Here is a 12,115-nt window from a genome sequence, read left to right as displayed (position 1 = left end):
TCAAAGTTGTCACTTTGACAAATTAGTTTCTCCACTCCACTACATCATCAATATTCTTGCGTGGTCTTTCTTTAGGAAATTCATTTGGATAACCAAATGCAATCGCTGCAATAAGTTGTCCGTCACTATCCAACCACTTACACAATTCTGAATATGCAAAATAAATGTCACATATCCAAAGACTACCTATTCCTTTTTCAGTAGCAGCAAGAAGCATATTTTGTATAGCAGCACTTATAGACTGAATATTACAGATTTCATAAACACGTTCTTCCGTTGATAATTTTTCCATAATACTTTTCCCCAATGAATTAACAACAAAAACTATCACTGGTGCTTCTGCCATTATATCAATCGTGTGTTTTGCAGCAGCTATGTGTTGTTTGCTCTGTGACAACAAGGTACTAACGCTTTCTTCTCTTTCGATTCCTTGACGAAAATTTTTTAGCATTTCCTCTTTAGCATTTCCTTGTATCACAATAAATTTCCACGGTTGTCTGTTTTTAGAAGAAGGTGCTTTTATTCCACTTTGGATAATGTCTGTCATATCTTTTTCAGATATAGGTTTATCTATAAATTTTCTTATACTTCGTCTATCATAAATTGCAGAAATCATTTTTACTCTTGTCCTTTCAAATTCTAATTTGTTCTGCCCGACAACCTGTAATTTATCAATCATACTTTTCAATGTTTACCGTTGCAATCGCTGATCGATTAGGTTCTCCGGTTTTTAGGTCCTGTGGGGCAGGAATTAACATCATAAAACCATCTTTTCTATATCGTTTTTCATAACCCTGTGCATATTCTTCTTCAACAGAAATATGCTGTACCTGTCCGATGATCATCGACGTAATACCTGCGCCGCTTAAATCCTGTGTTTCTTTCAAGGTACACTCTATGTTTAAAAATGCTTCCTGTATCATGGGGGCATAAATGGTTTTGGCATTTACAACAGAAAAACTTCCCACTGAAAATTCATCTGCGTCGTAATCGTTATGGTTAATGGTATCTACCAGCTTATCATAATAGCTTATCGGCAAAAAATTGATACAAAAGCACTTTTCTCTTTGGATATTTGCATAGGTATGGGTATGCTGATAAAGGTTTCCCATGACAGCAAAAAAAGCTGTCTTATCGCCATGAAAACAACTCCATGCATGAAAACAGACATTCGGCTTTCCGTTCTCTTTCCATGTCGTGATTGCAAATAAAACGGTTGGTATGCCTGCTGTCGTTTCAAAATGTGAAAATAATTCAAATTCCTCTGGGTATAAGGGTTTGAAATACTGTGGAAATGCTTTCCCTATTTCTATTTTCATTAGAACACCGCCTCCCCTCTAAATCATTGTATCGTCTCGCAAAACCTCAGCCAAATTTATTTTCCGTATCTTTTTCCAGCCAAGATAATATGCAAATGTTACGGTTCCCCAAATAGTAAACAGGAAAGCGCCAATGGAAATAAATGGAGCTTCAGCAATAAAAATACTCACTTCCAGATAACTCCTCCGCAGCATAGCGCCCACCGCAAGAATGGCCAGCGGAATTGTAAACAATACCGGACGGCCGGCAATGACCAGTGCCTCAATACAGAACATTTTCCTGATTTCCTGCGGTGTCATTCCGACAGACATATATCTGGCAAATTCCCTCTTTCTCTGGCGCACAAAACCAAGTGTATTGGAAAACACGTTACCGATCCCAATGATTGCAAGCAAAACACAGAAGCCGCTGAAAATAGCCATCATTCCCTGAATCATTCTGTCATTTGTCTCCAGTTCCTGAATGCGATTCTCACTTTCCACTGTATATGTTTCCCCTATGGTCTGAATCATTGCTGTCTGCAGTTCATTTAATTCCTCTAACGTTTCATTTTTGTTGCCAAGAATGCAAATGTACGTATCGTCTTCACCCCCTGCAATTTTTTCCTTTATTTCCCTCCACAGAGACGCCGGCATAAAATGAACCAACTCATAATCATCGGACTTCCCATACTCCTCCCTTAAAGCAGGCACTTCCTCTGTATACGCTAAAACAGGGAGTTCCACCATCGCTTCTCCCTTTTCGGACGGTTTTATTATGCTGGTGTCTTTTTCTCCCTTTATATATTGCATATACTCCGGATGCCTGAAATCCGGATTTGTCATATCCCGGATCTGATTTCTGACAACTGCCCCATCAAGCCGTGGAGTAATGCCAATCTGTTCACAGTATCGCTGAAAGCTTGCATCATCCAATATGATAAGCGGGGCGTTTACCAGCCAGCCATCCTCTGTTTGTGCAACGGAATGATTAGAAGCATTGGAAAAACCACCAAAGCTTTTCATCTCTTCACTTAATTCAGCTTCTGTAATCATTCTTTTCGCTGCCGCTTTTTGATATGCAATGGCACTTTTTACACCGGAAAGGTCTTGTATGTCCTTTATTTTTTCAAAAGAATCCACATCTGTATCTTTGACTGACACCATCACGTCCCATACATTCTGATAACGCTCAAAATAGGTTTCCCTTGTACTAATTTCCGACATCGAGAAAAAGCACTGCATGATTGTAAATGCCATGAAAGAAAGTATCAAACTAAGTGACGCTGTTCGCAGAGCTTTCCGCTGCGATTTCAATGCCTGTCCTGCCAGTTCTCCTTCCATTCCAAATAAAAGAGTGAGAAACGGCGATTTTTTCTTACACTTCAGCTGCAATTCACCTGTGTTTTTAATCGCCTCCAGTGGTGTCAGCCTGCTTAGCTTTCGGGCAGGCAGCCATGCAGAAATCCATATGGTCAGAATCGTTACGAGCAAGGTAATAAAAAGCACATATGGATGATAGCCGAAAACCGCCTCATGTCTGCCTTCTATACTGCTTCCCAACAGCATATTTATAAAGTTCAGCAGCCCCCTGCTAATAACAATCCCCAATATATTTCCTGTCATAACGGGTATGGCACACAGAACAAATGCTTCCTGTAAAAGACATGACCGTATTTGCTTTGGAGTAGCTCCAATGCTGGAAAAAATACCAAACTGGTAAATTCTTGCATTCATAGATACCGCAAAGGAATTATGTATTATAACAATCAGGGAAACGGATGCCATTATCGTTATTAATAGGAACAGAGGAAACAGTAGCCTTGGCGCCGTATCCTGCGGATCACGTATGAAATACATGGCCAGAAGCTCATGATTATAAATGACCGTTTCCGATTTTTCTCCAATCAATGTGACAATTCGGGACGTATCTTCAAACGCCTTCCTCATATCATTAAAATAAATGTCTATGGTCATTTCCTGGTTTCTGGTTTCTTTCTCATTTACCACTGCATCCTTTACGTTTCCAAAGGTTTTTATGGTTTCCACATCTTCTGCATCAAATGCTCCTGTAATCCGGCTTTGCCAACTGCCTTCTTCCAGTTCAATTCTTTCAACCTCGTATTTCCATGTATTATAAAATAACCCGCATAATAATGACAAAAGCAGTGCTGAAATAAATGCAGCAATCATAATGGTAATGCCAGACGAACGATTATTTTTAATATAGCCGGATGAATAATCTCTCCACATATTCATTACCTCCGACATTCATCACTTTTAATGGTACCGTCTTCTATGGTTATAATACGGTCTGCCTCTAAAGCTACCTTTTCATCATGAGTAATCAACAGAATCGTCTGCCCCAGATTTCGATTGGAGAGCTTTACCATATCAATCAGTTCTTTCGTATTTTTTTGATCCAGATTTCCCGTCGGCTCGTCCGCCAAAAGCAGTGCAGGACGATAAATCAAAGAACGGGCAATCGCCACTCGTTGCTGCTGCCCACCAGACAACTGATTTGGTAAAAATTCAAGCTTATCAGAGATCCCAAGAGAATGGACTACTTTTTCAAAATAGTCTTTGTTGGGTTTCTTCTTATCGAGTGCAAGCGGCATAAGAATATTTTTCCGCACAGTAAGCGTGGGAATCAGGTTATAAAACTGGTACACCAGGCCTACCTTTCTTCTTCTGAAAATTGCAGCCTGTGTCTGATTCAGCCTGGAAAGATCCGTGCCGTCTATTGTAACTTTTCCACTTGTAGGTTTTTCAACGCTTCCTAAAATGTGCAGCAGTGTGGATTTTCCTGAACCGGATGCTCCAACAATCGCCACAAATTCCCCCTTCCTGACTGTCAGGTCAATTCCATCCAATGCGGTCACTTGATTATTGCCAGAGCCGTATACCTTGCGAACTTTTTCGCACACTAAAATGTCCATTTCGTTGTTTCCTCCTATGGGGCTTTTGAAGTTCCCTATTATTATAGCAAACGAAAATTACAACTCAGTGACAATAAAAGCGAATTTCAAAGCAAGCACCACCGTCTGGCATATTTTTAGCATGTATCGTTCCGTTTTGTCTCTCAATAATCTCTTTTGCCAATGCCAGCCCTATGCCGATTCCTCCGGCACAGGCATTTTTCCCCCGGTAAAATCGTTCAAAAAGGTGTGGAATATCCTCTTTGGCAAATCCATTTCCTTCATCCCAAATCAAGATTTCCGTATATAATGGATTCTGTCCATATGTACAGTGTATGAGACCTCCCCGGTTATGTTCCATACAGTTTTTCATCAAATTTATGACTGCCTCCATCGTCCACTCCAAATCGGCTGTGATCGCCATTTCTCCTAGCTCTGGAATGTCAATCGATGTCCCGGATTCCGTAAACAATTCCTGTAAATTATCGGCGGCAAGAACAAGTACCGTCAGAACATCTATTTCCGCTTTTTGAAGAACCAGTGTACCTGCATCAAACCGGGATAAAACAAGCAAACCTTCCTCTAATCGGGTTAGTCTTAAAAGCTGCTTTTGTATTTTTTCCGTCTGTTCTCGTTTATTTCCTTTTCGCATGGTCTGCACAGACAAAGAAATGGCAGTGATTGGCGTCTTTATCTGGTGTGCTATATTGTATAAATTTTCAGCATAATCATTTCTCACCTGAACCGCTTTATCTTTTGTTTGATATAAGAATGTCACCGTCTTGTAAATTTCATCTTCCAGTTTAGAAAAATCATCCTCCCCAGAGGCCGATAAAATCTCTGCTTTTCCCATATTAACCTGTTCCAAATAATCGGCTAATGCACGAATACGCAAATTTTCCTTTCTGTTCCGGTATAAAAAAGTAATCACAAACAGAATACTACCTGCCAGAAATCCTATGGCCGCAAAACACAGATTTTGCATAAAAGAAAAACCGGAAAAGTCAGCGATACCATATCCCCATTCAGACAAAACATTACGTCCCCATGCACCATTAACAGTTCCACTTGTATATTCTTTCAATGCTCTAAAAATTATTTTCTCTGCTTCCGGTTCCTGCTGAAGCATTACACCGCATATTTCATTTAATGAATCAAATTGAAGCCGGCTGTAATAACGAGAAGTCAGCATCACAGCAATCGCAGAAGCAATCAGACTGACAGACAGAACAAACCCTATCGTTGTCAAAACATTCTTCCGCCCACTCATTTCGTGTCCTCCATGCGGTATCCAATGCTCCTGACCGTTTTCAGACAAGAAGGCTGATGCAGTTTATCCCGTAAGCGCTTCATGGTCACTGTAAGTGTGTTGTTATTCACATAATTTCCATTCACATCCCATACCTGCTGCAATATTTTTTCCCGGGTAACCGTTTTTCCCTTATTCTGCATCAAGTACAAGAGCAGTTGATACTCCGCAGCACTTACATTTATTTCTTCTGAACAGTAAGAAACGACTCGCCGGTTCTGGTCTATTCTGATTTCGTCACAAGAAAGATACTGCTCTGCAACATTACCGCTTCTGCGAAGCAACGCCAATATCCGTGAGTATAATACTTCTAAATCAAAGGGTTTTACCACATAGTCGTCCGCACCGCTTTGAAACCCTGTAACAATATCACAGGAATCCCCTCTTGCTGTAATAAAAATAATCGGAAGCTCTCTCCAGTTTCTTCGTATCCATTGACACAGGTTATCTCCTCGGCCATCCGGCATATTCCAGTCTACTAAAACAATGGCAGGAATATCGTCTCGCAGCGCCTGCTGTGCGTCTGCAATCCTTTCCAGAATTTTCACCCTGCATCCCCGCTGCTCAAGATAGTCTTTTACTGCCTGTGCAATATTTTCATCATCCTCAATATAGTAAACTTCTGTCATTTTTTTGTACCTCCGCTATCTCTATCATCTACCTTCCCCTCCTTAGTATGCCTGCAAAGGCTTTGACTTTTTGTTTATTTGCAAAAGCTACAATCACTCCAACTGCTAGCAATCACCTTATGGGTTTCTGACTGTAGCTTCTTTATCAATAGCCGTCAAATGATAGACTTCCATATTACCCGCTTTAGTCCTTGCCCAGAGCGAATACGGCGCTCCATTTTGGGTGAAGTACTCTTTATATTCCCTGCCATCTACCAGCAATGTTCCCATATCTATAGTCAGATTGTAGTTGATGGACTCAGCAGCCGTTGTTGTTTTGATTATAACATGCCCCATATCATTGTTCAGATTTATTTTGCCCTGAATATCTCCTGCTATTTCAATATCGCCTGCATCACATTGTATATCCGTGGTTTCGACGCCTGTACTGCTGTCATGACTCCTGAAAACCGATTTTCAAGGTCATTCCCGGCAGGGAAACCCCCTCGTTTAAGGTAATGGTATGCTTATCGTCCGCTGTAAAGCCGATGGTCTCCCCGTCACGCAGGATTACATCATATTCCAGAACATAGGATACCAGACTGACCAGGAAGTCCCTCACCTCTGATGGCTCGGCTTTGGCGTCCAACACTTCCATCTCGTCCTTTCCAAAGATATCCATGCCATAGGTGTAGCAGCATACGCCCTTCTCACTTCGGTAAAGTCCAAACCAGATCCAGTTAAAGACAGGGAGTTCATCCTCCTTCATCATATCCGCAAACCCCTCATAAACGCGCGGCTCAAACACAACTCCGCTGGTATAGACACCGGTAGCATTTTTCTGCCTGCAGCAGCAGGAGACAATCTTGGTAAAGAGCTTGCCGCGTTCCAAAAGATTTTCTTCCTTGCCCAGCACAGCGACTAAGAGATGTGCCTTATGCGCTCTGGCTGTGTTCACAGCTTCCGGCCACATATAATTGTTTTCCGCATTTTTCTCTGCTTCACCATCGGGAACTGGAGCAGGCATCAGGCTGACCGCAGCGGTCATATTACCAATATAAAACACCAGGGGGACATCGTTTCCCTTTTCATCTTCATCCTCCGCCACTTCTAAATCCCATTTTTCTTTCAGGTCCAAAATCAGCTGCCGCTTATCCCAGCAAGGCTCTGATAATAAGACAAAACCAGCAAATTTTCCACTGCTCTCCTTGCGCCTTTCCTCCTGTTTTGCTTGCTCCATCCAATAGACTCGGAGCTGTTCCACAATCTCTGTGGCCGCTTTAACGGAAGCCGCCTCATGGTATTCCTCCATATTACTGTAGACATGGCCGCAGTGTTCCAGCGTCTCTCCCTCATAGCCGCCGCATACCCCCAGCAGCCATTTTCCCAGGAGGCTTCTTTTATATTTAAATATGTAATATCGCATTCCATGCAAGTCAAATGTTCCTGTACATTCAATCTTCGTGGGAATTTTACCGAGTACCTGTGGGTGGGATAACCACTCCACCATTGAATTTTTTGCCGCTTCCATCTGTGCTATTCTCATAATTTATGATTCTCCTTTTCCCAACTCAAATTGTATTTTATCAGATAAAACCACCTTGCGGGGAATATAATATGTCTGCATTATAGTATCGCGATTGACTACTTGATACAATATCCATCTATAAAACCTCCCATGCATATTTTAGTTACTTTTGACATCTGCCTTTCATGATTCAACTTGACAACTTCCATTTTTTCAGTCCCAACAACTGGAAGTTATTTAACTGCTCAAGCATAATAAACTCCGTCGCCGGCAGAGACAGCATGTTATTTTCCCTTTTCCGTATCTTCCTCCCTTCCTGTCCAGAAGCTTTCAGCAGGAACCGGCCTCGCAAAATAGTAACCCTGCACTTTGTCACAGCTCACCTGCCGCAGAAACTCAATATGCCTTTTCTCCTCTATCCCCTCTGCCACCGTAACCATCCCCAGTTGCTTTGCCATGTTCATGACATTAGAAATCAATATCCTGGCCCGGTCCCTATATTGATTATCAGAAAAGAAGCTTCTGTCTATTTTCATGATATCTACCGGCAGGTTTTTCAGCAGGCTTAAGGAAGAATAACCTGTGCCAAAGTCGTCCATTGCCATCAGAAATCCATTTTTATGAAGCTGCTCAACCATTTGGATTATGATTTTCTCATTATCCCACATGGCAGTTTCCGTCAGCTCAACAACCAATAAGTGATGCTGGATTCCATATTGATCCGCCAAACCGCATAAGTCCTGAATAAAATCCAAATTTTCCAGGTGCCTGCGGGAAAAATTCACTGCAATTTCTATTGGGGTTCTCCCTTCATTCTCCCATTTCTGCATCACTCTGCACACCTGTTCAAATACATAGAAATCCAGTTTTGTAATCAAGCCCTTCTGCTCCAGGATAGGAATAAAATCGTTCGGAGGAATTAAAATTCCCTCCTTTTCCCAGCGTACCAGTGCCTCTGCCGAGGCCAGCTTTTCATCACTCAGACTATACTGAGCCTGTAAATAGATCTTGAATTCACCATTTTCAAGCGCGGCATCCAGTTGATGTTCAACCTGCTGTTTCCATAATGCCTGCTTGACAAGCTCCTCATCATATGTACAGACTTTTTCCCCGAGTTCTTTTGCTTTGCCATGGGCTATATTTGTTTTTTCCACGGCCTCAACTGCACTCCTGCAGTTATCAAACGATATAAAATAGCGGCCTTCTATTACTTCTATCGGATATGAAAACCCCGTTCCCATACGCTCATAAAATTGATTCCAGACATTTGACCTGACTATATCCAGTTCTTCTGGAGTAGGGCAGCATAAAAATACATAAAATTCATCATCGTGAGCCCTGCAATAACATTTAATTTTTCTTTCCTGCTCTAAAGTGGCGGCAATCGTTATAAGAACCGTATTTCCAACCTCTTCCCCTAATATTTTATTGAGAAGTTTAAATCCCCTGATATCAAATTTGGTCATTAAAACCATATCTTCCGGATGGTCATCTATGAATTTCTGGACATCCAGCTTAAACCTGGAAAGATTGGGGCATTTACACAACTCATCATAATACGCCACTTTCTCCAGAATAGCCATATATCTTCTCTGCTGCCGCATAATCAGCAGACCGCAAACCAGCAAGCAAATAAGAACCAGCCCCGATGCGGCTGCAAGCCTGGAGGTGATTTCCGTGGCATAGGCCGTTCCAATGTCATGGCGTAACAGGGTGAATATGTACCAGCCGCCATATCCTACCGGATTGTAGTGGCAGTGCCATCTTATTCCGTTTATATCAAATACCATATGCCCGGATTTTCCCTGCTGGATATCCGACAACACGCATTCCTGATTGCTCCCTTTTATCACCTTCATATAATCCCTTGCATTTTTAAACGGGACGTCCTGGCTGCTGGTATCATCCGTTGGGAGAACTACACTGCCAGACATACTGACCATGTAGGTTACCCCTTTTCCATCGAAGGAAGGGAGGAAAAGGTTATTCAATTTTTGAGGAGTATAACCTCCAATCAGGACAGCGATTGGCGTCCCCACGTCATCTGATATAACAGGAACCATAACAGGGATAACTGTTTTATCTGCAAAAAGAGTGTCCTCCACATCGCCAACTACAGTTTCTCCCTTCATGACCTGTCGAAAGAGGGCATCGTCAAAAACCTCCAGCTTGTTTCCTTTATTATCAATTCCAACACCATCTGTACCTACTTGCGCAAGAACACTGAACCCTGTATTTTGTATAACCTGATCCAAATAGGAATCTAATTCCTTTTGTGGGAGTTTTTCCAGCTGCAAGGCAATATTATTCAGCGCGCTGATATCTGCTTCTATCTTCTGATGAAGATTAAAGGTCTGCTGTCCCGCCGTCTCATTTAATGTCTGGTGAATGGAATCCGACAGCATACGTTTAAGACCCAGGCTGCCATCACACATAATCCCAATTACGGCCAGAAGCATAAATGCAAGGATACACCCTACCGGTATAATATATGATTTTCTTCTTTTCATAATATGCCTCTAACCTTCCCAACACAAATAAAACAGGTGTAATGGTATTTAAAAGTCCTTTTCCCTGCAAGACAGCAATCATGCACTTTTAAATTTTCCGTCCACCAAACTGGAGGCCCTTTAATTTAAGTTCTTATCAAAATATGCTCTGACCATATCCCAAAACCCATTGTAATCATTATGTAAAGCAGTCTGGCTATTCAAATGATCATACCGCCCTTTTTCCCAACTTTTTTTAGTACCGTTTCGTCAAGAACTTCTGTTGTTTTAAACAATTCCATCTTAGGCCGTCCCTTCCATATAGTTCTGAATCATGGCAATATACTGATCTCTCTTTCTCAACGATAGGCGGTAACTGTCCCCATTTTTCATTCGAATGAGTATGCCCGTGCTGAAAAACACAACCCGATAGGGAGTCACCGATTGAATTTCCGAATACGAGATTTCAAACTTGACACGCAGCTTTTCAATCACTCCATTTCCAACAAAAATGATACGTTGATTGGTAAATAAATACTTTCCCGGAACCTGACTTCTAAACGTTCCGGGAGTCTCCCAGCAATCTCCTCCTGTTTCCTTTACACACTCCTCACCAGGGAGTAAATCAAAATCCTTCATGGGTGTTCCTCCTCATTAACCATTTGCTCTCTGACATCCCTGTTCCTGCCATTTTCTTTTCCTCCCGCCGTGATATATTTATATTTTATAAATTTCTCAGACATGGTATCAGATACCGCTGCCTCATAATTATTGTCCATATATGATTTTCTCCTATTTCCTGAATCACTTATGTCTTTTCCTTTTATATGTATAAACCATAATCAGTGCACCTGATGCCAGGAAAAAGATCCCCATCCCAAGCAGCCCGATAGCAGAGTTTTTATAATCCTCTCTGAGTATCTCAACATACAGTGAATCGCTCTCTCCGTCCATTTTTCTCACTTTACCGATTATCGGTTCATGGCTGGACGTTATCTTTTCAATCTGTTGGACAAAATTATGATGGATTCCGAGGGTAACTGATTCCCCTCCAAGGGTCCCTTCGTAGAAGTGCATATTTTCCGTTTCATCTGAATACCTGGATACTTTCCCTGTGTCATTGAGAGGCGTATCAAATGTTACGATCTCTCCCTCAGTCAATTGCCAGGCCGATGAGACCGGAACCGGCTCTTTAAAATCCAGCCACATTTTGGATGCGAATAAATAGATAAAAATAAAAATACCCAGGCCGCCGTACTTCACTAATAGAATGATACCCTTTATCATTTTTCTTGCACTCATACAACATTCCTCCCTAATCATTCCTTTCTTAGAAGTTCCATCAGCCCATTCTCCCTGGCTTTAATTTCCCGATGCTCCTTTATCATTTTGTTTCTTCAAACGGCAAATTTTAATTTTTTTGTTCCGCGATTTTAAAAATACCATCAGCTCGTCTAATTCTTCCAAGCTCAGCTCGTTTTTGAAAATCGGAACAAACTGATTGCGTTTCGTCTGTAAAGCCAAAATATGTTCTGTTTCAAAAGCCCGTTTCAAAAAGGCATACTTGAATTTTCCTTCCCCATGGTTGGTTTGATTTATCACTGCCAGTCCTTCTTCATCAAACCAGCTGGTATATTGATAGCCCATTACCCCATTGAAGTCCTGCATATCGCGCAGATTCCTTTTTACTGTTATCCAGCGGAACAGGACGTACTGCCATAATACAAAAAACAAACCGACAGAAAAGAAAACCGCCGCAAGTGCAGGGTATCTTGCCGCACTGAGGACGAGACTGACTATGAAACAAATAATTGCTGCTCTATTTTCTAATTTAGGAATTCCCCATTTAGCGACCTCTCTCAGTATCGGTTCATCAAGAATTCCTGTTGTTTTAAATAACTCCATATGATGATTCCTGCTCCTTTCTTCCATTCATACGCTCTGCAAACTCCTGCTTTTCCATCT

The 12,115-nt window shown here is 41.6% G+C and carries 12 protein-coding genes and 1 pseudogene; all 13 read right to left on the bottom strand.

Translation table 11 applies throughout. The annotated features are described in order from the left end of the window. Positions 1-22: 22 nt before the first annotated feature. Entirely contained in the window at positions 23-679 is a 657-nt protein-coding gene (locus I2H39_RS07070) for a nitroreductase family protein (protein ID WP_330640814.1), read from the bottom strand. Continuing rightward, positions 672-1,319: a flavin reductase gene (locus I2H39_RS07065; protein WP_195626121.1), complete on the bottom strand. Its 648-nt coding sequence runs from the start codon at positions 1,317-1,319 to the stop codon at positions 672-674. Before I2H39_RS07065 ends, I2H39_RS07070 begins: the two co-directional genes overlap by 8 nt. A gap of 18 nt (positions 1,320-1,337) precedes the next feature. Beyond that, positions 1,338-3,209, bottom strand: coding sequence for an ABC transporter permease (locus I2H39_RS07060; RefSeq protein ID WP_347708573.1), 1,872 nt, complete (start codon positions 3,207-3,209; stop codon positions 1,338-1,340). A 347-nt stretch (positions 3,210-3,556) separates the two neighbouring features. Beyond that, positions 3,557-4,237 carry an ABC transporter ATP-binding protein gene (locus I2H39_RS07055; protein ID WP_195626119.1) on the bottom strand — a complete coding sequence of 227 codons (681 nt, stop codon included), beginning with the start codon at positions 4,235-4,237 and terminating at the stop codon, positions 3,557-3,559. Between the two features lie 64 nt (positions 4,238-4,301). Beyond that, a complete protein-coding gene (locus I2H39_RS07050) occupies positions 4,302-5,486 on the bottom strand; it encodes a HAMP domain-containing sensor histidine kinase (RefSeq protein ID WP_138307605.1) in 1,185 nt (394 codons plus the stop codon). Next, complete coding sequence (locus tag I2H39_RS07045) at positions 5,483-6,154, bottom strand: response regulator transcription factor (RefSeq protein WP_195626118.1); 672 nt, start codon at positions 6,152-6,154, stop codon at positions 5,483-5,485. Before I2H39_RS07045 ends, I2H39_RS07050 begins: the two co-directional genes overlap by 4 nt. A gap of 117 nt (positions 6,155-6,271) precedes the next feature. After that, positions 6,272-6,490: a hypothetical protein gene (locus I2H39_RS28815; RefSeq protein WP_171042573.1), complete on the bottom strand. Its 219-nt coding sequence runs from the start codon at positions 6,488-6,490 to the stop codon at positions 6,272-6,274. 109 nt (positions 6,491-6,599) lie between these two features. After that, positions 6,600-7,334, bottom strand: a pseudogene (locus I2H39_RS07040) (DUF4261 domain-containing protein); the annotation flags it as partial. Between the two features lie 611 nt (positions 7,335-7,945). Then, a complete protein-coding gene (locus I2H39_RS07035) occupies positions 7,946-9,958 on the bottom strand; it encodes an EAL domain-containing protein (RefSeq protein ID WP_240305391.1) in 2,013 nt (670 codons plus the stop codon). Positions 9,959-10,453: 495 nt separating this feature from the next. Next, on the bottom strand, positions 10,454-10,789 hold the full coding sequence (locus I2H39_RS07030; RefSeq protein WP_138307595.1) for a PH domain-containing protein: 336 nt from the start codon (positions 10,787-10,789) through the stop codon (positions 10,454-10,456). Continuing rightward, positions 10,786-10,929, bottom strand: coding sequence for a hypothetical protein (locus tag I2H39_RS07025; protein WP_171042572.1), 144 nt, complete (start codon positions 10,927-10,929; stop codon positions 10,786-10,788). The genes I2H39_RS07030 and I2H39_RS07025 overlap by 4 nt, the downstream gene beginning before the upstream one ends. 25 nt (positions 10,930-10,954) lie before the next feature. After that, entirely contained in the window at positions 10,955-11,452 is a 498-nt protein-coding gene (locus I2H39_RS07020; protein WP_195626116.1) for a hypothetical protein, read from the bottom strand. Positions 11,453-11,512: 60 nt separating this feature from the next. After that, entirely contained in the window at positions 11,513-12,055 is a 543-nt protein-coding gene (locus I2H39_RS07015) for a YcxB family protein (protein WP_195626115.1), read from the bottom strand. Positions 12,056-12,115 lie beyond the last annotated feature (60 nt).

Source organism: Clostridium sp. 1001283B150225_161107_B6 (assembly GCF_015556325.1).
Taxonomy (GTDB): domain Bacteria; phylum Bacillota; class Clostridia; order Lachnospirales; family Lachnospiraceae; genus Enterocloster.
This window is presented reverse-complemented; position numbering and strand designations above follow the sequence as displayed.

What these genes read in the sequence shown, in the direction of transcription:
- I2H39_RS07070 (WP_330640814.1), bottom strand. Translation starts at nt 679, where the DNA reads ATGATTGATAAATTACAGGTTGTCGGGCAGAACAAATTAGAATTTGAA.
- I2H39_RS07065 (WP_195626121.1), bottom strand. Translation starts at nt 1,319, where the DNA reads ATGAAAATAGAAATAGGGAAAGCATTTCCACAGTATTTCAAACCCTTA.
- I2H39_RS07055 (WP_195626119.1), bottom strand. Translation starts at nt 4,237, where the DNA reads ATGGACATTTTAGTGTGCGAAAAAGTTCGCAAGGTATACGGCTCTGGC.
- I2H39_RS07050 (WP_138307605.1), bottom strand. Translation starts at nt 5,486, where the DNA reads ATGAGTGGGCGGAAGAATGTTTTGACAACGATAGGGTTTGTTCTGTCT.
- I2H39_RS07045 (WP_195626118.1), bottom strand. Translation starts at nt 6,154, where the DNA reads ATGACAGAAGTTTACTATATTGAGGATGATGAAAATATTGCACAGGCA.
- I2H39_RS28815 (WP_171042573.1), bottom strand. Translation starts at nt 6,490, where the DNA reads ATGGGGCATGTTATAATCAAAACAACAACGGCTGCTGAGTCCATCAAC.
- I2H39_RS07030 (WP_138307595.1), bottom strand. Translation starts at nt 10,789, where the DNA reads ATGAAGGATTTTGATTTACTCCCTGGTGAGGAGTGTGTAAAGGAAACA.
- I2H39_RS07025 (WP_171042572.1), bottom strand. Translation starts at nt 10,929, where the DNA reads ATGGACAATAATTATGAGGCAGCGGTATCTGATACCATGTCTGAGAAA.
- I2H39_RS07020 (WP_195626116.1), bottom strand. Translation starts at nt 11,452, where the DNA reads ATGAGTGCAAGAAAAATGATAAAGGGTATCATTCTATTAGTGAAGTAC.
- I2H39_RS07015 (WP_195626115.1), bottom strand. Translation starts at nt 12,055, where the DNA reads ATGGAGTTATTTAAAACAACAGGAATTCTTGATGAACCGATACTGAGA.